This window comes from Microbacterium sp. P03 (assembly GCF_043556235.1).
Lineage (GTDB): Bacteria > Actinomycetota > Actinomycetes > Actinomycetales > Microbacteriaceae > Microbacterium.
Genome location: NZ_JBIGIM010000002.1, coordinates 128,410 through 150,104, shown reverse-complemented (window position 1 = coordinate 150,104; position 21,695 = coordinate 128,410). Strand labels below are relative to the sequence as shown.

Annotated in this window: 17 protein-coding genes; 8 read left to right on the top strand and 9 right to left on the bottom strand. The window is 69.7% G+C overall.

From position 1 onward, the window contains the following. Window positions 1-207: 207 nt before the first annotated feature. From ACFXOO_RS07920 to ACFXOO_RS07910, 3 genes are read left to right on the top strand one after another with little or no spacing between them, the layout of a single operon-like run. Window positions 208-2,196 (top strand): sigma-70 family RNA polymerase sigma factor, encoded by a 1,989-nt coding sequence (locus ACFXOO_RS07920; protein ID WP_378853509.1) that lies wholly within the window; start codon window positions 208-210, stop codon window positions 2,194-2,196. A 58-nt stretch (window positions 2,197-2,254) separates the two neighbouring features. Further along, window positions 2,255-2,650, top strand: a complete 396-nt coding sequence (locus ACFXOO_RS07915; RefSeq protein ID WP_378841249.1) for a YrdB family protein — start codon at window positions 2,255-2,257, stop codon at window positions 2,648-2,650. After that, window positions 2,647-4,020, top strand: a complete 1,374-nt coding sequence (locus ACFXOO_RS07910; protein WP_378853507.1) for an FAD-binding oxidoreductase — start codon at window positions 2,647-2,649, stop codon at window positions 4,018-4,020. Before ACFXOO_RS07915 ends, ACFXOO_RS07910 begins: the two co-directional genes overlap by 4 nt. Before the next feature lie 66 nt (window positions 4,021-4,086). Here the strand turns inward: ACFXOO_RS07910 and ACFXOO_RS07905 are convergent, their stop codons facing one another. The 6 genes from ACFXOO_RS07905 to ACFXOO_RS07880 all read right to left on the bottom strand — a co-directional run bounded on the left by ACFXOO_RS07905 (window position 4,087) and on the right by ACFXOO_RS07880 (window position 10,413). Further along, complete coding sequence (locus ACFXOO_RS07905; protein WP_378853505.1) at window positions 4,087-4,866, bottom strand: glucosamine-6-phosphate deaminase; 780 nt, start codon at window positions 4,864-4,866, stop codon at window positions 4,087-4,089. Beyond that, entirely contained in the window at window positions 4,859-5,785 is a 927-nt protein-coding gene (locus ACFXOO_RS07900; protein ID WP_378853503.1) for an ROK family protein, read from the bottom strand. The genes ACFXOO_RS07905 and ACFXOO_RS07900 overlap by 8 nt, the downstream gene beginning before the upstream one ends. A 40-nt stretch (window positions 5,786-5,825) precedes the next feature. Further along, on the bottom strand, window positions 5,826-6,791 hold the full coding sequence (locus tag ACFXOO_RS07895; RefSeq protein WP_378841256.1) for a carbohydrate ABC transporter permease: 966 nt from the start codon (window positions 6,789-6,791) through the stop codon (window positions 5,826-5,828). After that, entirely contained in the window at window positions 6,788-7,765 is a 978-nt protein-coding gene (locus ACFXOO_RS07890; protein WP_378853501.1) for a carbohydrate ABC transporter permease, read from the bottom strand. The genes ACFXOO_RS07895 and ACFXOO_RS07890 overlap by 4 nt, the downstream gene beginning before the upstream one ends. Window positions 7,766-7,867: 102 nt before the next feature. Beyond that, complete coding sequence (locus ACFXOO_RS07885; RefSeq protein ID WP_378841260.1) at window positions 7,868-9,133, bottom strand: extracellular solute-binding protein; 1,266 nt, start codon at window positions 9,131-9,133, stop codon at window positions 7,868-7,870. Window positions 9,134-9,213: 80 nt separating this feature from the next. Continuing rightward, complete coding sequence (locus ACFXOO_RS07880; RefSeq protein ID WP_378841262.1) at window positions 9,214-10,413, bottom strand: ROK family protein; 1,200 nt, start codon at window positions 10,411-10,413, stop codon at window positions 9,214-9,216. Window positions 10,414-10,555: 142 nt separating this feature from the next. On the opposite strand from ACFXOO_RS07880, the gene ACFXOO_RS07875 reads away from it, so the two are divergent. The 3 genes from ACFXOO_RS07875 (at window position 10,556) to ACFXOO_RS07865 (ending at window position 13,719) form a co-directional block, all read left to right on the top strand. Continuing rightward, window positions 10,556-11,017 (top strand): hypothetical protein, encoded by a 462-nt coding sequence (locus tag ACFXOO_RS07875; RefSeq protein WP_378853499.1) that lies wholly within the window; start codon window positions 10,556-10,558, stop codon window positions 11,015-11,017. A gap of 166 nt (window positions 11,018-11,183) precedes the next feature. Then, a complete protein-coding gene (locus ACFXOO_RS07870; protein WP_378853497.1) occupies window positions 11,184-12,680 on the top strand; it encodes a L,D-transpeptidase family protein in 1,497 nt (498 codons plus the stop codon). A 73-nt stretch (window positions 12,681-12,753) separates the two neighbouring features. Then, window positions 12,754-13,719 carry an acetylxylan esterase gene (locus tag ACFXOO_RS07865; protein WP_394563271.1) on the top strand — a complete coding sequence of 322 codons (966 nt, stop codon included), beginning with the start codon at window positions 12,754-12,756 and terminating at the stop codon, window positions 13,717-13,719. A gap of 51 nt (window positions 13,720-13,770) precedes the next feature. Here the strand turns inward: ACFXOO_RS07865 and ACFXOO_RS07860 are convergent, their stop codons facing one another. Continuing rightward, window positions 13,771-14,799, bottom strand: coding sequence for a LacI family DNA-binding transcriptional regulator (locus ACFXOO_RS07860; RefSeq protein WP_394563270.1), 1,029 nt, complete (start codon window positions 14,797-14,799; stop codon window positions 13,771-13,773). Window positions 14,800-14,928: 129 nt separating this feature from the next. Between ACFXOO_RS07860 and ACFXOO_RS07855 the strand changes: the two genes are divergently transcribed. Beyond that, a complete protein-coding gene (locus ACFXOO_RS07855) occupies window positions 14,929-16,728 on the top strand; it encodes an ABC transporter ATP-binding protein (protein ID WP_378853491.1) in 1,800 nt (599 codons plus the stop codon). A gap of 146 nt (window positions 16,729-16,874) precedes the next feature. Here ACFXOO_RS07855 and ACFXOO_RS07850 read toward each other — a convergent pair whose 3' ends face one another. Both ACFXOO_RS07850 and ACFXOO_RS07845 read right to left on the bottom strand, forming a co-directional pair. After that, window positions 16,875-19,043, bottom strand: coding sequence for an alpha-galactosidase (locus ACFXOO_RS07850; RefSeq protein WP_394563269.1), 2,169 nt, complete (start codon window positions 19,041-19,043; stop codon window positions 16,875-16,877). Then, the gene (locus tag ACFXOO_RS07845; protein WP_378841271.1) at window positions 19,030-20,064 is read right to left on the bottom strand and encodes a LacI family DNA-binding transcriptional regulator; all 1,035 of its coding nucleotides are present in this window, start codon (window positions 20,062-20,064) and stop codon (window positions 19,030-19,032) included. The genes ACFXOO_RS07850 and ACFXOO_RS07845 overlap by 14 nt, the downstream gene beginning before the upstream one ends. 310 nt (window positions 20,065-20,374) lie before the next feature. Here ACFXOO_RS07845 and ACFXOO_RS07840 point away from each other — a divergent pair, with 310 nt between their 5' ends. Next, window positions 20,375-21,679: an ABC transporter substrate-binding protein gene (locus ACFXOO_RS07840; protein WP_378841273.1), complete on the top strand. Its 1,305-nt coding sequence runs from the start codon at window positions 20,375-20,377 to the stop codon at window positions 21,677-21,679. Window positions 21,680-21,695 lie beyond the last annotated feature (16 nt).

Here is a 21,695-nt window from a genome sequence, read left to right as displayed (position 1 = left end):
GCGCGCAGCGGGACGAACGCCGGCCACCCCTCCTCAGGCACCGTCGTGAACCGGCTGGAGGGCGACGACGGAACAGGTTCGCGGCCGCGACGTCGCCTATCGGGGCCAGAATGGTGGGAGCGCGTAATAAACGGCCCCCGGACCCGTCTCATAGGTGAGGCCGTCATCACACCCGACACTGCGGCCCGAACCGCGTCAGGATCACCCATGCATGAGCACCCGCACGCCGACGACGTCGGCGATTCCGATGCCTCGGATGCCCCCGCCGACGCCGATCTGGTGTTGCGCGCGCGCTCGGGCGACAGCGACGCGTTCGGCGAGCTGTGGCGACGCCACTACCGGTCGGGTATCGTCGTCGCCCGCTCCGTGACGTCGAGCCTCGACGCCGACGATCTGGTGCAGGAGGCGTACGCCCGCATCTACCAGTCCATCCTCAAGGGCGGCGGCCCCACGGGGTCGTTCCGTGCCTACCTGTTCACCAGCATCCGCAACACCGCCGCCGGGTGGGGGCGCGCGCGTCGCGAGACGACCATCGACGAACTCGCCGCCGTCGAAGACCCGGCGACGACCGAGCAGGCGACCTCGGACGCACTGGACCGCAGCATCACGCACCGCGCCTTCCGCAGCCTCCCCACGCGGTGGCAGGAGGTGCTCTGGTACTCCGAGATCGAGCAGATGAAGCCCGCGGAGATCGCGCCGCTGCTCGGACTGAAGGCGACCGCGGTCGCGCAGCTGGCCTTCCGCGCCCGCGAAGGACTGCGCGAGGCGTGGATCCAGGCGCACCTGGTCAGCGTGGCCGACGGGTCCGATTGCCAGTGGACGATCGAACGCCTCGGCGCCTACGCGCGCGGCAACGTAAGCAAGCGCGACGGCCGGAAGATCGACGACCATCTCGCCGGGTGCACGCGCTGCACGATCGTGGCCGCCGAAGCCCGTCACGTCTCGGACCACCTCGCGCTCGTCCTTCTCCCGCTCGTGCTGGGTGTCACCGGAGCAGGCGCTTACCTGGCGTCGCTGCAGAGCGGCGGCACCGCCGTGGTCGCGCTCGCCGCGATGCCCTCGAGCGTCGTGCACGGCGCGGTGTCCATGGGCACGGCGTCTATGGGCACGGCGGGGGCTGCGCCCGGTGCGTCGACCCTGGGCACGGCATCGTCCGTGGGCGCGTCCTCCGCGGTCGGTTCATCATCCGGTGCCACCATCGGCGCTGCGGCGACCGCCGGTGCGGCAGGCACCACCGCCGCCGCGGCGGCGGCAGGCGGCGTCTTCTCCGGAATGAGCGCTATCGTCGGCCTGGCGGCTGCCGCCGTCGTGGTCGCCGGCGCCGTCGTCACCGCGGCCGTGGTCGTCCCCGCCCTCAACACCTCCGACACCGCCGCCGGCATCGCTCGCGAATCGTCATCCATCGAAGGCCCCGCCGACGGGCAGCTCGATGGCCCGGCCCCCGAGGTTCCGCAGACGCCGGTGGACGAGGGGACTACTCCGGATGCCGCGACCCCGGTCGCACCGTCCGAAGCTGAGGCCGCGACACCGGGCACTCCCCCGGCGCCCGACGGCGGCGGTGCAGGGAACACTCCCACGCCTGCCACGGCCGACCCCGCACCACTCGTCCCGGTCGCTCCCTCCGATCCGGCGACGCCGGTAGATCCCACCGCTCCGGTCACGCCCACGGATCCGACCGGACCCACCGACCCGACCGGACCCACCGACCCGACCGGACCCACCACACCGACCGGACCTACGGAGCCGACCGACCCGACCGGTCCCACGGACCCGACCGGTCCCACGGACCCCACCGGTCCCACGGACCCGACCGGACCCACGGAGCCGACCGACCCGACCGGTCCCACGGACCCGACCGGACCCACGGACCCCACCGACCCGACCGAGCCGACCGAGCCCACCGCCCCACCCTTGCCCGAGGGCTCGCCGGCGATCGTCGGCGCGGGCATCGGGTTCGAGGGCACGCGTCTCACCCTGACGCTCACCGTGAGCGCATCGCCCGGCAGCACCGTCGAGCTGCTCGTCGGCGACGAGCCACGCCAGACCGTCGTCGCGGACGATGCGGGCAACGCCACGCTGTCACTCCGGCCGACGGCCGCCGAACTCCTGCGCAACCCGCTGCTCGGCCTGAGATACCTCTCCGGCGATGAGACCGGCCCGACCCGCAGCATCCGCCTGCTCAGCCTGCTCGACTGAGAGCGCGGAGGCCCACGGCCCCGGGGACCGAGCACGCGTGCCCCGGTAGAATGAGGACATGTCCGACAGCGCGCGCGTGCACCCGACGCCCCCGGCCGAGCCGCTAGCCGCCGGTACACGGCGCCCGCTCTCGGCCCTCGACCTCCTCGCTTTCGCCTGCGAGATGTTCGCTTTCGCGGCCCTCGCATTCTGGGGTTTCGCGGCGTGGCCCTTCCCGTGGAACATCGTCGTCGGGATCGGCGCACCCGCGCTGGCGATCCTCGTGTGGGCGTTCTTCGTCTCGCCGCGCGCCGTGTTCGCGGTGCACCCGTTCGTGCGTGCCGTCGTCGAGCTGCTCGTCTACGCATCGACGACGATCGTGCTGTGGAGCATGGGCGCGACGTGGCTCGGCATCGGCTTCGCCGTCGTCGCGGTCACCGTCGGTGTGCTCGCCGGTCGCCGACGCTTCGCATGACGCCGCCCGCGGCAGACGTCCTCGACCTGTTGCGCGCAGCGCTGGGCGATCGTGTGGACACCACCACGAGCGCGAGAGAGGCTGCGCGCGCCGACAAGTCGGGGCACGCGGCATCCGGGGCACCCCTCGCCGTCGTCCGCGCCTCGTGCGTCGACGACGTGCGGCAGACGATGCGCATCGCGTCCGCGACCGGCACCCCCGTCGTCACCCGCGGAGCCGGGACGGGGCTCGCCGGCGGCGCGAACGCCGGCGCGGGAGAGATCGCGCTCTCATTGCGAGAGATGGACCGCATCCTCGAGGTGCGTCCGGACGACCTGCTCGCCGTCGTCGAGCCGGGCATCATCAACGCCGACCTCAATGCCGCGCTGGGCGCTCACGGACTGTGGTGGGCCCCCGACCCCGCCAGCCGCGCCATCTCGACGGTCGGCGGCAACATCGCGACGGGGGCGGGGGGATTGCTCTGCGCCAAGTACGGCGTGGTGCGCGACGCGGTGCTCGGTGTCGACGTGGTCCTCGCCGACGGGCGGCTCATGCACTTCGGCCACCGGAGCGTCAAAGGCGTCACGGGCCTCGACCTGACGTCACTGATGATCGGCTCGGAGGGCACGCTCGGTGTGATCGTCGGCGCCACGCTGAAGCTCCGTCGGCTCGTCCCCGGCGACGTGTGCACGATCGCCGCCACCTTCCCCAGCGTGCGGACCGCCGCCGAGGCATCTGCCGCCGTGACGGCCTCGGGCGTGCAGCCGGCGATCATGGAGCTGATGGATGCCGCGTCCCTCGCGGCCGTCCACGCCCTCCTCCACCTGGCGGATCCGCTCCCGGGCGCGGCCCAGCTCACGATCCAGACCGACGGCCCGGCGGCGCTCGTCGAAGCCGAGGCGATCGCCGCGGTCCTGCGCGGCGCCGGCGGCAGCGTCGCGCTGTCGGCCGACCCCGAAGAAGGTGAGCGTCTGCTCGCGATCCGCCGGTCGATGCATCCGGCGATGGAGACGCTCGGCACCGCCCTCATCGAAGACATCTCGGTGCCGCGATCGGCGCTGCCGGCGATGTTCGACGAGATCGCCCGGGTGGAGCGCGAGTACGGCATCGTCATCCCCGCGGTCGCGCACGCCGGCGACGGCAACCTGCACCCCAACTTCATCTTCGACGGACCCGACGTGCCGCCCGAGATCTGGGATGCCGCCGACGACCTCTTCCGCGCGGCGCTCCGCCTCGGCGGCACCCTCACGGGCGAGCACGGCATCGGCGTGCTCAAGCGGCGATGGCTCGCCGACGAACTCGGCGACGATCAGTGGGCGCTGCAGCGCGACATCGCGGCGGTCTTCGACCCCGCCCGCATTCTGAACCCCGGCAAGGTGTTCGCGCCCTGAGGCCCGTCCCAGGGCCGCCGCGCGCAGGAAGAACTCGAGACCCTCACCTCCAGCGCCCAGCCGCCCCTACAGCCCCTGCCACTCCGGTTTGTTCGCGAAGGTGTAGCGGTAGTAGTCCGCGAAGCGCAGAGCAGTTGCCGCGGCTTCGTCAACGACCACCGTGGCGTGCGGGTGCAGTTGGATCGCAGACCCCGGCAGCGATGCGCTGAGCGGCCCCTCCAGCGCTCCGGCGACCGCGTCGGCCTTGCCGGCGCCGAAGGCGAGGAGCACGAGATGGCGCGCGCGGAGGATCGTGCCGAGGCCCTGGGTGATGCAGTGCATCGGGACCTGATCGATGCTGTCGAAGAACCGGGCATTGTCCTCGCGTGTCTGCGCGGTGAGTGTTTTGACGCGGGTGAGGGAGGCGAACGAAGAGCCGGGCTCGTTGAAGCCGATGTGCCCGTCCGTGCCGATCCCGAGGATCTGCAGGTCGACGCCCCCCGCTGCCCGGAGGGCCGCTTCGTAATCGCTCCCCGCGTGCTCGATTCCGTCCAGTGATCCGTCCGGCACCTGCACGCGGTCGGGGTCGAGCCCGAGCGGCTCGACGACCTCGCGCGTGATGACCGCGCGGTAGGACTCAGGATGCCGCGGCTCGATGCCGACGTATTCGTCGAGGGCGAATCCCCGCACCTGCGAGACATCGACCCCCGCGAGGCGCGGCCGGAGCGCCTCATAGACGGGCAGAGGTGTCGACCCCGTCGCCAATCCGAGCACCGCGGTGGGCGTGGAGCGGATGAGGCGGACGATCTCGTCGGCGACGATCTCGCCGCCGACGGCGGGCGTGGGGACGATGACGACCTCAGCCATGGGCCATGACCTCCTCTGTGTCGCGCGCGGCGCCGATGAGGGCCGCGCCGAGAGCGGCGGCCGGCGAGCCCGCGGGAAGCAGGGTGACACGCTCGCGGAGCCGGAGCGAACGCATGAACGGGGATGCTTGGGCGCTTGCATCGAGCGCAGCCGCGACATCCGCCATCAATCGGTCGCCGAGCGCCGTCACGCCTCCGCCGAGGACGACGGTGTCGACGTCTGCCGTCAGCACGAGCACGCGGATCGCGGCGGAGACGCCCGTCGCGAGACCCCCGCGGAGCGCGAGCGCCGCGGGATCCCCGGACTCGGCGGCGTCGAACACGTCGCGGACGGGGTAGGCGCCGGGCCGGCCCCACCGTGCGGCGATCGCACCGCCGCCGGCGAAGGCCTCGATGCAGCCGTGCTGGCCGCAGCGGCAGAGCGGTCCTCGGGGATCGACGGAGATGTGACCGACTTCGCCCGCTGTGCCGTGCGCCCCCCGCCACAGTTCGCCGGCGCGGACGATGCCGGCGGCGATGCCGGTGCCGAGATTGAGGTAGCCGATCGCACCCGTCGCGCCGTGCAGGGCATAGGCGCCGAGGGCGGCGGCTTTCACGTCGTTCTCGATGCGCACGGCGATGCCGAGGGCGGGCAGCACCGCTGCCGCCACGTCGAGCTGATCGACTCCGAGGTTCACGGCATGCGCGATGCGGGTGCTCCCCGGCTCGACCTGCCCCGGCATGCCGACGCCGACTGATTCGATCTCGTCGAGGCCCATACCGGCCTCGGCGGCGAGCTCGCCGACCGTAGCGACGATGGTCGAGGTGACCGCGTCCGGTCCCCATCCGGTCGGGCGACGCCGGCGGGCGATGATCGTTCCCCCGGCGTCCACCAGGACGGCGTCGGTCTTCGTTCCGCCGACGTCGAGACCAACCCTCATGAGCGGTCACCGCGGGCGGACGGAAGCGAATGTCCACCCATCAGCCCTTGACCGCCCCGGACACCAGTCCTCCGGTCATGCGTCCCTGCACGATGAGGAAGAAGATCACGACGGGGATCGAGATGAGCGTCGACCCCGCCATCACCGCACCCCAGTTCGTGGCCTCGGTCGCCGACTGGAACGAGTTGAGCCAGGTCGGCAGCGTGAGGTTGTACCCCTTCATGAGGAGCAGAGCCATCGTGAATTCGTTCCAGGACTGGATGAACGCGAAGATCCCCGTCGAGACCAGGCCCGGAGCCAGCAGCGGAAAGGTGACCTTCCAGAAGGCCTGCGTCTTGGTGCACCCGTCGATCATGGCGGCTTCTTCGAGGTCGGCGGGCACGCCCGCCACGAAACCGCGGAGCGTCCAGATGGTGAAGGGGATCACGGAGGCCAGGTAGACGATGCCGAGACCCAGCAGCGTGTTCATGAGACGCCAGTCGTCGATCATGCCGTAGATCGTGAACATCATCGCCTCGCCGGGGATCATCTGGATGATCAGCACCGAGACGATGAACCCCCGACGCCCCCGGAAGTGGAAACGGGCCACAGCGATGGATGCGAGGAAGGCGAACAGCAGCGTCAGGATCAGCACACCGACGGTCACGATCGACGAGGTCATCAGCGCGTGCGGGAAGTCGGTCTGGCCGGGGGCGGCCTCTCTCGTCCACGCGGTGATGAAGTTCTGGAAGGTGAACTTGATCGGGAGCAGATCGGGGGTGCGGCTGATGATCTGCTGCCCCTGCGTGAACGCCATGTTCAGCATCCAGTAGACGGGGAAGACCGAGCACACGAAGACGATCAGCGCGGCGATGTTCAGCAGTGTGCGCGTCGCGACCTTGCGGGAAGAGGGTCGTCGCGCCTCGATCGAGCGCCGGCGCGGCGTCCGGGGGACGCCGCCGTCCTCGAGGACCTCTTCGACGCCCACGGTGCCGAGCTGGGTGGCGGCATTGACCTGAGTGCTCACAGCTCCTCCTCCTTCAGGGTGGTGCGGACGTAGCCCCAGGACATGGCCAGCAGGAGGATCACCATGAAGACACCGATCACACTCGTGACGGCGAACTCTCCGACTCCCTGGCGGAACAGATACGTGCCGAGCACGTTGGTCTCGGAGATCAGCCCGCCCCTGCTCTGCAGCGCATACACCTGCGTGAAGATGCGGAGGTTCCAGATGACCTGGAGCACGATGATCACCGTGATCACGCTGCGGATGTAGGGGAACACGATGAGCCGGAACCTACTGAGGCCGGTGGCGCCGTCGAGCGAGGATGCCTCGAGCACCTCGGCGGGCACCTGCCCCAGTGCCGCGTACGTCGTGAACGCGACGAAGGGCACGCCCTGCCACACCACGATGATGATGAGCACCATGAAGAACGACCACGGATTGAGCAGCCAGGAATGGTTGGTCCAGTCCGACGTTCCGGTGAGCGTGTTCAGCGCCCAGTTGACGACGCCGTACTGCGTGTCGAAGATCCAGCCCCAGACGACGGTCGCCGCGAGCGGGGGCATGGCCCATGCCAGGAGCAGACCGACCGACACGGTGATGCGCCACCCCTTGCCGAGTCGCGTCATGAGCACGGCGATGAGCATGCCGAGCAGCACGATCAGGACGGTCATCGCCACCATCAGGCCGAGGCTGCGCACCAGCACGATCGGGAAGTCCGACTCTGTGAACACCGTGACGTAGTTCTCGAACCACACGAAGTTCGGCAGAGTGCCCTGCACCTTGTTCTTGATGGAGTAATCCGTGAAGGACTGGATGACCATCAGCACCGCGGGGTAGCCCACCATGACGGCGAGGATGACGGTCGACGGGGCGAGCAGGGTCCACGCGCCGCGGGTCTCCCTGCGCCGTCGGGATGCCTCGCGGGCGGTCAATCGGGGACGCGGGCTCCTGCCGGAAGCCGGTCGCGAGGCCGCCGTGACGATCGCTTCCGTCATGACGCCTCCTTTCAGGGAAATGGGCGGTGCAGCACGTTCGGGGGCACACCAGCGGGCAAGGGGGTCCGGCGAGGCCGGAACCCCTTGCCCGGTGCGTGGGTGCTACTTGTTGAGGATGGCTTCGATCTGAGAGTCCAGACCCTCGGCGACCGTCTTGACGTCGTCGCCCTGGGCGATCTTGACGAGCGCGTCCTTGATGACCCCGGCGGACTCGACCTCGGCCCAGTTCGGGCTCGCGGGAACGGCCTTGGAACCGGCGGCGGCTTTGGCGGCCTCCGCGGTGATGGCGTCCTGCGGCAAGTACTGCGCAAAGGTGGTGAGAGCGGGGATCAGCCCGTTCTCGGCCAGGATCTTCTGGTAGCCCTCGGACAGGAGGATCTCCAGGGCGGCCTTGGCCTTGTCCTTCGCATCGCTCTTGGCGGCGACGGCGACGTTCGAGCCGCCGGCGAACACCGGAGCGACCGAACCGGCCTCGACACCCGGGAGCGCGAATGCCGCGAGGCCGGTGCCGAAGGTGTCGGGGCAGCCGGGCGCCTTGGCGTCGGCGGCCGCGAGGATCGACCACTTCACCCACGCCGGAGCCGAGAGGAATCCGACCTCCCCGGCGCAGAACGGCACCTGCGGGTCGGCTTCATCGCCGTCGGCGGGAGCGACGTTCGCGTTGAGGTAGACGTCCTGCAGCTGGGTCAGGCCCTTGATGCTGTCGTCGCTGGAGAACTCCGCGTCCCACGTGTCGCCGTCCTTCACGGCGATCTCGCCGCCGTGGGCCCAGACGTAGGGCAGGGCGTTGTACCAGTCCTTGCCGGGCGCATAGATGCCCGACTTCGTGTCGGTCTTGGCGGCGATTCCGTCGGCGACGTACTCGTCGAGCGTGGTGGGGACGGTTCCGGCGAACGTCGTGGGCGAGTAGAACACGACGCGGGACCCCGCGTAGTAAGGCGCCGCGTAGAGGCTGTCGCCGTCCGAGCCGAGCTCGACGAAGCTCTTCAGCATGTCGTCGCCCCCGAGGGCGTCCTTAATGTCGCTGATGTCCTCGAACAGACCCTGGGAGATGAAGCCCTGCGCCTGCGTGTTGCCGACTTCCACCACGTCCGGGGCGTCACTGGAGGACAGCGCGGCGACATAGTTGTCGCTCGTGTCGGCCCAGGTCTTCTCCTCGATGTCGAGCGTCCAGCCCTTGTTCTCCTCCTCGAAGGTGGTCTTCAAGTAGTCGCGGGCGTCCTGCGGAGTATCCGTGCCGACCAGCCACACGGTGAGCGTTCCCGACTCCGCGGAGTCCGACGAGCCGCCGGCGGCGCTGCCGGAGCAGCCGGCGAGGGCGATGGCCGACGCACCCAGAAGGGCGAGGGCTCCGAGCTTCTTCTTCATGGTGCCTTCCTTGTTTCTCTTGGTTGGGGGTGGGCCGGGCGGCCCATCCGGGGGATCTCGGGCGAACCCGGAGGGTGGCGCTACGACACGCCCAGCTGGCCGGAGAGCACCATGACCGCCGCGCCGCGAAGCACGATGTCCTGGCCCTGCTCGGTCATCCGCACGCGGACGCCGTCGTGGAATCGGGCGAGCGTGCGTGTGCGCAGCGTTTCGACCGTCGCCGCGGCCAGCGAGCCGTCCAGCAGCTCGGCAGGCCCCGAGAGCACGATCTCCGACAGGTCGAGGGCACCGACCACGGGGGCGAGCGCGATGCCCAGTCGCTCCCCGGCGTCGCGCAGGATTCCCTCCCGATCGGAGGGATCGGATGCCGCGGCCAGCCGGGCTGACAGCGAGGGCACCGACAGCCAGGCCTCGAGGCATCCGACTTTTCCGCACACGCAGACGGGCCCGCCATCCGTCCCGACGGTGACGTGGCCGATCTCGCCCGCGGCGAAGTGGCTGCCGCGCATGGGCTGCCCTCCGGAGAGCAAACCGGACCCGACGCCTCGGCCCACCTTGACCAGCAGCACATCGTCGCCCGCGCCGCCGAAGGTGTATTCCGCCAGCACAGCCGCATTGGCGTCGTTCGCGACCAGGACCGGAAGTCCGAGCGCCTCGCGGAGGGCGCCCTCGAGATCGAAACCCGCCCACCCGAAGTTGGGCGCGGCCAGGATCACGCCTCGGTCATCGACCACCCCGGGTGCGCCGACGCCGATACCGAGCACGGGAGCGTGCGACTCGCTGACGAGTTCGCGGGCAAGCGCGATCACGGTCTCGACCAGCTGCCCCGAGTCTGCCGGCAGCGGTTCCTCCCTGCGGACGACGATGTCGCCGTCCAGGGTGAGCACGGCGCCGATGAGAGCGTCGGTCTGCGAGAGGTCGATGCCGACGATGCGGTGTCCGTCGCGGTCGAGGTCGACGAGCATCGCCGGCTTGCCGGGACCGGACGCCTCACGGGTGCCCTTCTCGGCGACGAACCCATCGGCGATCAGCTCGGCCACGAGGTCGGACATCGTGACCCGGGTCAGGCCTGTCTCGCGGGCGAGGTCGGCGCGACTCATGGCGCCCTGGTGAAAGAGCGTCTGCAGCACCAGCGAGCGGTTGTGCCCCCGCGCATGCTCGGGCAGGACCTTGCCGCCTTGGCGCAGCGCACGCCCGGGGCCGAACGAACGAGGGTTCGTTCCTGAGGTGTGCGAGGGTTCCAAAGTGGAAGAGCCTCGCTGCGCTTCCGGTGCAGACATGTTTGTTAGTAGAGCTTACGAATGCCGCTGGCGCAAGCGCCCGACCCTATTTGCGCGGCAGGTTTACAAACTTGTTACATTGACCGCCTCAGCTGCCCGGCCGGACACGGGCCGTAGGCTGAAGGTCGACGAGAGGACACTCATGCGACGCACCATCGCCGGTCTGACCATCGCCCTGTGCGCGGTGCTGGGCCTCACCGCCTGCACCGGATCGACGTCGGGCGCCTCCCCGACGTCGTCGGGCGCGCCCGCAGCCGTCGATCAGACCGGAGACGAGGGCCAGTCCGTCACGGATGCGTGCGCTCTCATCCAAGACACGATCGCCGACGCCTCCGCGGAGTTCGAATCCGTGGCCGCCCAGGATCCGGCCGCGGTAGTCGAGAGCATGAACGCGGCCGCGTCGAAGCTGGCCGACGCAGCCCCGAGCATCACGAACGACGAGGTCGCAGGCGTCGTCGCCCCTCTGCAGGAGATGTTCGCGAAAACGGCCGAGGTGATGGCCGCCGTCGCAAAGGGCGACGTCACCAAGCTCGGCGACTTGAGCGACCTGGGCACGCAGTTCCAGGAGACCGGCGAGAAGTTCCAGGCCCTCTGCGCGCCCTGAGCACCCCGATGCGGGGCGGGGCGGGGCGCACAATACCCGGTCGTGATGCGAACGTTGTCGGCCGCGCCGGTTCGAGCGAATTCGTCCCGTACCATGAGATGAGTGCTTTCTCACAGTCGGGGGTGATGGCGTGACTGATCTGGTTGCCAGGCAGAACGCAGGTGACGTGTCGAACGATCCATCCGGATCCGACACCGCCGTCGTGGATTCTGCCGCCGCCGACACCGAGTCCTACGAGTGGGCGCCCGCTGAGCCGTCGAAGAAGAAGCGTCATCTCGGGCTGTGGATCGGCATCCCCGCAGCCGCGGCTGTCGTGTCGCTCGTCGTCGCATCGCTCGTGCTGATCGCGCCCGGAACGACCGTGGCAGGCGTCGGCATCGGCGGAATGACCGTCGGGTCGGCCGCCGAGACCATCAGCAAGAAGCTCGCCGACACGACGGTCGTCATCACCGGCGTCGACGGCTCGGCCGAGGTCACGGCCGGCCAGCTGGGCGCCAGCGTCTCGGCGGCGGCCACGGACGCGCAGGTGACGGGCGACGAGCTCGGCGCCTCCGTCGACGCGCAGGCGCTCGCCGAGAAGGCGTTCTCCGACAATCCCATGTGGAAGGTGTCCTCCTGGAACGCGGAGCCGGCGGCCGCGCCGGCCGTCACGTTGGACGAGACGAAAGCGGCCGACGCCCTCCGCGCCGTCGCACCGGCTCTCTTCGTCGAACCCGTCAACGCGACCATCGCCTTCGACGCGGCGACGGCGTCGTACGCAGTCACCCCCGCCGTCGACGGCGCGGGGGTCGACATCGAGTCGATCCGCGCCGCGCTGGAGAAGGGCTTCGCCGCCGGCGAGTCACGCGTCGAGATCGCCGCGACCCCGACGGTGGTGCCCGCCTCCGCATCCACGGACGCCGTCACGGCCACGGCCACCCAGCTCAACACGATCCTCGACACCGCCGGCTTCTACGTCGGAGAAGAGCGCACCGTGCCGATCGATCGCGCGGTCGCCGCATCCTGGATCACGCTCTCGACGGGCGACGACGGCACGTACAGCTACGACGTGGACGAAGCCGCCATCCAACCCTCGGTCGACGCTCTGGCGGCAGCGATCAACCGCGACCCGGTGAACGGCACCGAGATCACCGACACCCAGGGCAAGGTGCTGCGCACGATCACGGCGGGTGCCGACGGCCGCACGGTGGGCGACACCAGCGGCGTGGCCGCCGCCTACGCCGCGCAGCTCGCGGAGGGCAACGGCGTCTTCGCCACTCCGGTCACGGTGGTGCCGGCCCAGGTCACGAAGACCTCGCGCAACATCGTGGTCAACCTGAGCGAACAGCGCACCTACCTGTACGAGAACGGTCAGGTCATCGACAGCTTCCTGATCTCGTCGGGCAAGGCCGGATTCTCCTCTCACACGGGCAACTTCCGCATCACCGCGAAGCTGACATCGCAGAACATGGGCAACCAGGATCTGACCAAGGCGCCGAACTACTACACGCCGAACGTGCCGGACGTCATGTACTACAACGGCGACGAGGCCCTGCACGGCGCCTACTGGCACAACAATTTCGGCAACGTCATGAGTCACGGCTGCATCAACATGCCGCTCGACAAGGCCGCCAACGTGTTCGACTGGGCACCCATGGGCACCGAGGTCACCGTCACCTACTGACGCCGTCGTCCGGCACGGCTCCACGCGGGCACGCCGGAAGTGCTCGCGTGGCACCAGTGGGTATGGTGTCACGATGCCCCGGTTCGATCTCTCGCTGCCTGAACTGCAGGATTACCGCCCCCACGTCCGCGAACCTCGCGACTTCGACGCGTTCTGGACGCGCACGCTGGCGGAGTCGCGCGCCCTCGGCGAGGACCTCGTCGTCCGTCCCCACCCCACCCCGTTCACGGCGCTGGACGTGTTCGACGTCACCTTCCCCGGTTTCGGGGGCGACCCGGTCAAGGCGTGGCTCACGCTCCCCCGGGCCGCAGAAGGCCCGTTGCCCGCCGTCGTCGAGTTCAACGGCTACGGCGGCGGCCGCGGGCTCCCGGTCGAGCGGCTGGGGTGGGCGGCGAGCGGCTACGCGCACCTGTTCATGGACACCCGCGGACAGGGGTCGATGTGGGGCAGCGGCGGGGAGACAGCCGACCCGCACGGGACGGGTCCGTCCTCGAGCGGCTTCATGACGAGAGGGATCGAGAGCCCCGAGGACTACTACTACCGGAGGGTCTTCACCGACGCCGTGCGCGCCGTCGATGCCGTCCGCTCCCTCGACATGGTCGCCGCAGACCGCGTCGCGGTCTGCGGCGGGAGCCAGGGCGGCGGCATCGCCCTGGCGGCCGCCGGGCTCAGCGAGGGCCTCGTCGCCGTGATGCCGGACGTGCCGTTCCTCTGCCACTTCGAGCGGGCGGTGGGCATGACCGGCGCAGACCCGTACCAGGAGGTCGTCCGCTACCTCTCGGTGCACCGCGGTACCGAGGATCGCGTCTTCGACACCCTCTCGTATTTCGACGGGGCGAACATGGCCACCCGCGCCACGGCCCCGGCGCTGTTCTCCGTCGGCCTGCTCGACCCGGTGTGCCCCCCGTCGACGGTCTACGCCGCCTACAACCGCTATGCCGGCGAGAAGCACATCGAGGTGTACGCGCACAACGAGCATGAGGGCGGACAGTCTTTCCAGTGGCTGGCGCAGACCTCCTTCCTCGCCGCGCGCGTCTGAGTCCGCTCGTGGCAGCGCGACGGGCTGCGGGGCCCGGCGGCCGCCGAGGTCTCAGCCGAGCGATGGGCCGGTGGACGCCCGCGGGACGAGTACCGCCGGAGCCACGGCCCGATCCTCGCCCCGACCGGTCGCGATCACCTCGAGGAGGGTGTGAGCGGCGGCCGCGCCGAAGCCCGCGACATCCCGGCGCAGCGCCGAAAGCGGAGGGTGGGTGATCTCGCAGAGCGCGGAGTCGTCCCACGCGAGGATCGACAGTTCTCGGGGAACATCGACCCCCAGTTCGCGGGCGACTCCGAGGCCCGCCACCGCGAGGACGTCGCTGTCGAAGATGATCGCGGTCGGCGGCTGCGCGCGCGTGAGCAGGTCGCGCGTCGCGCGCGCGCCCGCCTCGCCGGAGTAGTCGGTGGCGAGGACCGGAACGGCGGATGCTCCGACCGCCGCGACCTCGTCGAGGAAGGCCGCGTCTCGGATCGCGGTGTAGCTGCGCAGCGACCGACCTCCCACGCGCGCGAACCGACGGTGCCCGAGTCTGGCCAGGTAGCGGACGGCGTCGCGCATCGCGGCGTCGTCGTCGGTCCAGACGTGGGGAAGATGCTGCGCGGGGGCTTTCCCGCGGTCGGAACTGCCGACGGCGACGGCGGGGAGCCCGAGCGTCTGCACGACGGGTCCACGGGGGTCGTCGATGTCGAGGTCGACGATCAGCACTCCGTCGACGCGTCCCTCCCGCCACCACTTCTCGTACGTCGACAGTTCGTCCTCGCGCGTGGCCACCACGTGAAGCATGAGTGCCACCCCACGCTGCGCGATCACCTGCTCCGTGCCGGCGATGAACTCCAGGTAGAACGAGTTGAGTCCGCGCGCCGTCCCCGGGCGCGTCAGCACGAGACCGATCGCATCGGCCGTCGACGTCGAGAGCGATCGCGCCGCCAGGTTCGGCGACCATCCCAGATCCGCCGCAATCCGCTGCACGCGCGTCCTCGTCCGCTCGGAGACACCCGGACGGCCGTTCAAGGCGTATGACACCGCGCCCTTCGACAGACCCGCGGCCTCGGCGATGTCGCTGATCGTGACGCGGGTCATGAGCCGATCCTCTCACTTCGCGTGCGCTTGGCGAAATTAACCGGTTCAGTATTACAATCGTTAGTCGCAGCGCTGACGTTCTGAACGTTCAGCGCCGTTCTCCCCGTCAGCCATCGAAGAGACGCACTCATGCCCGCTCCCCGCACCGGACGCATCCCCCTCGTCGACTCCGAGGCGCTGCTGACCCGCGGCGTCCGACGGGCCGAGCCACTGCGCTCCCTGTTCCGCCTCCTGCGTCCTCACCGCCGCGGCATGATCTTCGCGGTCTTCGCGTTCGTCATCAAGGACAGCCCCGCGTGGGTGCTCCCCCCGGTGACGGCGGCCATCATCGACATCGTGGTCGCCGGCGGACCGCTGTGGCACGTGGGGGTGTGGGCCGGCCTGGCGCTGGCGCTGCTGCTGCTGAACTACCCGTTCAGCATGATCGTGGTGCGCCTGACCAGTGACGCAACGCGCTCGGTCGCCTACGCGGTCCGTACGGGCCTGGCGGCGCGCCTGCAGCGGCTGTCGTTCGGCTACCACAACCGGCAGAGCGCCTCCGTGGTGCAGACCAAGATCGTCCGAGACGTCGAGAACCTCGAGTTGATGCTCGCGCAGCTGTTCCCGACCGTCGTGTCCGCGGCATCCACCCTCGTCGGCGCCATCGTGGTCACCGCGCTCAGCGTGCCGCAGTTCGTCGTCGTGTTCGCGCTGGCGATCCCCGTCGCCGCCCTGCTGATCACGTACATCCGACGGCGCGCCGCCGAGCGCAACGAGGCCTTCCGCCGCGAGGTCGAGCAGCTGTCGGCCCAGGTGACCGAGATGGCAGCCCTCATGCCGATCACGCGTGGGCACGGCCTGGAGGATGTCGCGACCGCCCGGGTGGCGGAGCGCGCCGACTCGGTGCGACGCGCCGGCCGCGACCTCGACCTGGTCAACGGGCGTTTCGGCGCGATCTCGTGGATCTCCTACCAGGTGCTCGGGCTGCTGTGCCTCGTCGGGGCGGCATCGGTCGCGATCACCGGTGTCATCTCGATCACGCCGGGCCAGGTGGTGCTGCTGAGCACGTACTTCGGATTGCTGACCAACGCGATCGTCATGCTCATGAACGTCGCGCCGATCCTGACGCGCGGGCTCGATGCGATCCGGTCGATCGCCGACGTCGCGGAGGAGCTCGACGTGGAGCAGAACCCGGGCAAAGCCGACCCCGGGCGGGTGCGCGGCGAGATCGCGCTGCGCGACGTGGTGGTGCGGTACCCCGACGACGAAGACCGCCCGGCTCTCGACGGCGTCGACCTCGAGATCCGACCGGGCCAGACCGTCGCGTTCGTGGGCCCGTCCGGCTCGGGCAAGTCGACGATCCTGAACGTCGTCCTCGGCTTCGTCCGCCCCACCTCCGGCGCGGTCCTCGTGGACGGCGCAGACCTCGCCGGACTCGACCTCCGGGCTCTCCGTCGCAGCATCTCGATCGTCCCGCAGGAGACGGTGCTCCTGGCCGGCACCATCCGCGAGAACGTCGCGTACGGCACGACCGACGTGAGCGACGACGACATCCTGGGTGCGCTACGAGACGCGAACGCGCTCGACATCATCGACGGCGCACCGGACGGGCTCGACACCCTCGTCGGCGAGCGCGGCTCGCGACTTTCCGGCGGACAGCGCCAGCGGCTCGCGATCGCTCGTGCGCTCATCCGCGACCCGCGCATCCTGGTGCTCGACGAGGCCACCAGCGCACTCGATCCCGCCTCCGAGGCGAAGGTGACCGAGGCCCTCGATCGAGCCCGGCACGGACGGACCACGCTCGTGGTCGCCCATCGGCTCTCCACCGTGCGCGGCGCCGACCTGATCGTGGTCGTCCGGGGCGGGCGCATCGTCGAGACGGGCACCCACGAACAGCTCGTCGAATCGGGCGGGCTCTACTCCCAGCTGGCGCTCCTCCAGCAGGGCTGATCCGGCGGGCGCGGCGACCGGTTCACCGGCTCCACGGTCCCGAACTTCTGCGCACCCGCCCTGAACGCCGTCCCCGGGACGACGGCAGCGTCCTCCTGCCCCGCGAAGCAGAAGGGGGGGGACGGCGTCAACACGGCAATCCGGCGTCAGACGGCCGTCACGTGCAGCACGAACGCCTGTACGGGCCAGAGCGTCGGCAGCTGCAGGCCGACCTGGGCGAGCACGGCACCCGAGAGCTCGATCTCGCCGGCCGTGAACCACTCCGGTGCGATCCACCCGTACGCGGCGTCCCCGATCTCACGCCGCACCCGCACACGGTACGTCCGCGACTCGTCGAGCCCGGGCATGCGCAGCCTCTCGGCCCGCGCGTCTTCGAGGCTGGCGACCGTCGCCACGATCACCACGGCCTCCTCTTCGGCGACGAACCCGGTCACACGCCATGCCGGATCCCGCAGGTCGGGGTGGACGACGCTCCCGGCGTGGATCACCGGGCGCAGCTCGCGGTACAGGTCGCCGAACCGGCGGATGGCGGCGGTCTCCTCCTCGTCGCACGACAGGATGTCCCATTCGAAGCCTGCCGAACCCATCAGGCTGGTCGCCATCCGGTACGACAGCGCGGTCGTACGGCCGGAGCTGTGCGACGTCGTCGGCCCGACGTGGGCGCCCACGAGCTCCGGCGGCAGCAGCAGCCCGGTCCACCGCTGGATGTCCTGACGCTCGACGGGATCGTTCGAGTCGCTCGCCCACACGCGGTCGCAGACGTCCAGGATGCCGAGGTCAGTGCGCGCGCCACCGCTCGAGCACGATTCGATCTCGAGACCAGGATGCCGCTCCTTGAGCTCGGCGATGAGTCGGTAGACCGCGAGCATCTGTGCGTGCCCACCCGGTCGGCCCTCGTGCACGCTCTCGACGAGGTCCCGGTTGTGGTCCCATTTGATGAAGTCGATCCCCAACGATGACACCAGCGTCGAGATCTGCCCGCACACGTGGTCGTACGCACCCGGTACAGCGAGGTCGAGGACGTACTGCGACCGCCAGGACACCCGCTCGTCATGTCGGAGATGACCCGGGTCGTGGAGCAGCCACTCCGGGTGCGCCCGCGCGACGTCGGAGTCGATGCTGACCATCTCGGGCTCGAACCACAGCCCGAACTGCATTCCGAGCGCGTGAACCCTGTCTGCGAGCGGTGTCAGACCGTCGGGCCAGACGGAGCGATCGACGACCCAGTCGCCGAGGCTGGTCGTGTCGTCGCGCCGGCCGAGGAACCAGCCGTCGTCGAGCACGAACCGCTCGATCCCGACGTCGGCAGCGCGCTCCGCGAGCGCATCGAGCCGCGCGGGGTCGTGGTCGAAGTACACCGCCTCCCACGTGTTCAGCACGAGGGGCCGGGGGGTACGCGGATGCTGCGGCCGCGCCCTCATCCACGAGTGCACACGCTCGGCCAGGCCGTCGAGACCTGACGAGGAGTACACGAAGGCTGCGCGCGGGGCGGCGTACTCGTCGCCGGGACCGAGGACGATCTCCCCGGGACGCAGCAGCTCCCCCGCGCCGATCAACGTGACGGCGTCGGTGACACGGTCCACCCGGTAGGAGGAATCCGACGACCACGCCAGATGCGTCGACCAGCTGCGCCCCGCCCCCCACAGGGGCCGGCTCTCCGAGGCGATCAGCATCGTCGGCGAGTCGTGACCCGGACGCCCCCGGCGGGACTGCCGCACGGTCGAGCCGGCCGGCAGGGGTGTCGTGACGGGCCGCTTCTCGCGGGTCCAGCGGCCGTCGAAAGTGGTGAGGGTATCGGCCGTCGTGGGGACGGGCATGGTGGCTTCGAGCCATTCGACCTCGACGGCGACGGCGTCCGCACCGGTGTGGCGCAGCGTGTGCGCGACCCACACGACTCCCCCGCGCTCGATCGTGAGACGGGCTTCGAATCGGAGTCCGGATGCCTCGTCGTCGGCGATGATCGCGCAGGTCGACGTATCCGCGGCGATCGACCGCACGTGCCAGCGCGGATGGTGCTGGACGCCGTGACGGCGCAGCTGCATCCCTGCTCGGCCCGTCCAGCCGTCGCCCTCCTGCGGCGACAGCGAGAGCTGCCAGGCGGCGTCGAGCGTCCCCGGCGACGATTGCCTGCTCACCGCCGCGGCGAGCCCGGTCAGACGGGCTCCTCCGAGCGGCGCGCCCCAGTGCAGCACCGACGGGAGTCCGCCGGGTCCGGCATCCAGCACCACCGCGACGCCATTCGCCTCCAGGTGGATGAGACCGCCCATGTCTCGTTCCTCCGTCGGCTCGACATCCGTCGTGTCAACGTTCTGCACGAGGTCGTCCTTCCTGGGGTGGGCGCTCGCCCGTTCCCCGCTCCACGATCCACGTGGGCAATTCGATCTGTCGGGTGAACGCCGCGGGATCGCCGATCCGCTCCAGGGCGAGCATCGCGGCGCGCCGCCCGAGCTCCTGCGGGTCGTAACTGACCACCGTCACGCCGATGACATCGGCGGTGTCGAAGTCGTCGAAGCCCACCAGCGCGGTCTGGCGCTCGTGGTCATCGTCACGCATGATGCGGAGGGCCCCGATCGTCATGCGGTTGTTGCCTGCGATCAGCGCCGTGGGCGGGTCCTCTCCGCGGAGGAGGCCGCCGACCACCCGGTCCGGCGGCACGCTCAGATCGTCGACGAGGCGCTCCCACCGCGCACTGTCGCGGATGCCGTAGACGGCGAGGGCATCGCGGTAGCCGCGCAACCGCTCCGATTGCGTGTACACCGAGGCGGGGTTGCAGACGTAGCCGATGCGCCGGTGGCCGCGTTGCAGCAGCCGCGTCGTCGCGTCGAAGACGCCCCGGTGGTTCGCGAGTACGACCGAGTCGGCGACGAGGTTGCGTGCGGGGCGGTCGATCGTGATCACCGGCGTGCCGAGTTGACGCTCGCCCTCGAGATAGGACTGGTCGTCGGCGACCGGGATCAGCAGCAGCGCCCCGATCCGCTGAGCGATCAGCGCGTCGGCCACGCGCTCTTCGCCCTCGGGGGTGTCGTCGGTCGTGGCGACCACGAGGGCGTAGCCGTGAGCCGCCAGCTCCCTCTCGATGCCCGCTGCGACCTTGTAGTAGAACGGGTTGCCGAGCTCGCCCATGATGAACCCGATCGTGTTGGTCGCACCTCCGCGCCGCAGACTCCGGGCGAGCGTGTTCGGCCGGAAACGCAGGCGCTTGGCCGCCGCCAGGACGCGTTCCACCGTGTCGGGGGCGACGAGCTCGCGACTGGCGAAGACGCGGGAGACCGTCTTGGAACTCACTCCTGCGAGCCGGGCGACGTCTTCGAGCGTCGCTCGCTGCTGCGCCACCATGGTCTGCCTTTCGTCGTCGAATGCGGTCAGCCTAACAGGCGCGGGGCGAAATGACGACGATGGACATTTCTCAGACATTACGAGGGATCGGCCGCGCTGAAGGTCGGATAAATCCCAGGTCCAAAGCCACTCTTGGATTCCGGATAACGAAAAGACAGTCTCAGACAGCGTTGTCATACGGTGCTTGCGAAGGGCGCCCCGGGGTGCTTATCGTTACCCCGCGACAACCTGCGCGATGGTGCGGCGGCATCCGCATCCTCAGTTCAAGGGTGAATCTGACAAGGAGAGAAATCACATGGCTAGAAGGGCAATGGCGAGCCTCACGCTGCTGGCAGTAGCGGGGATCGCCGTCACCGGCTGCTCCGCCTCCGGCGGCGCCGGCGACGCGAGCAACACCATCGACGGCGAGGTGAAGGGCGACATCAAGGTCATCACGTGGCGCACCGACCTCATCGCTGACGGCACTTTCGACAAGTACGCAGAGGAGTTCACGGCGAAGTACCCCGATGTGAATGTCACATTCGAGGGCATCACCGATTACGCCGGTGAGATGCAGACCCGCCTGAGCACGAGCAACTTCGGTGACGTCATCGGCATCCCCACGCTGTCGCCGAACCAGTTCAGCCAGTTCCTCGAGCCACTCGGCAAGACCGCGGACTTCGAGGACACCTACCGGTTCCTCCCCGCCTCCAGCTACGACGGCACCCAATACGGCATCGCCTTCGGCGGCAACGCGAACGGCATCGTCTACAACAAGAAGGTCTTCGCGGAGGCCGGCATCACGACCATGCCGACGTCCGAGGATGAGTGGCTCGCCGCGATGAAGCTCGTCAAGGACAACACCGAGGCCGTCCCGATGTACACGAACTACAAGGACGGCTGGCCGCTCACACAGAGCTTCGGCAACCTCGGCGTCGTCACGAACGACCCCGACGCACCCATCACGATGGCCGAAGACAAGGCGCCCTGGACCGAAGGCACCGACGTCTATGCGATCGACTCCCTGCTGTTCGACACCGTCGCCGACGGCTACACCGAGGAGGACCCGCTGACGACCAACTGGGAGCAGTCCAAGGTCGACCTGGCGACGGGCAAGATCGCGACGATGCCCCTCGGCTCATGGGCCATCTCGCAGATGCAGGCCGCGGCCGAGGAGAACGGCGGATCCGCCGACGACATCGGCTACATGGCATTCCCGGCCAACGTCGACGACACGCAGTACGCCGTCATCGCCGGCGACTACAACCTCGCGATCAGCAAGTACTCCAAGGCGAAGGCCGCATCGTGGGCGTGGATCCAGTGGGTCGCCACCGAGTCGGGTTACACCGAGGCGCAGGGCATGATCTCACCGCTCATCTCGAAGGACCTCCCCGACAACCTCGCCGGATTCACCGACGCGGGCGTCAGCCTCATGGAGATCAACGCCGCTCCCGCCGGTAAGGAGAGCCTGCTGGCCGACACCTCGAACGACTCGCAGATCGACCTGTACGGGCCGATCTACCGCCAGAAGCTGATCGACATCGCCCGCGGCGCCGCCGACGGCGACAAGGACAGCTACTTCGCCGAGCTGAACGAGCGCTGGGGCGCCTCGGTCGACAAGCTCGCCGCCGGCTGACACTCAGGGAACACGG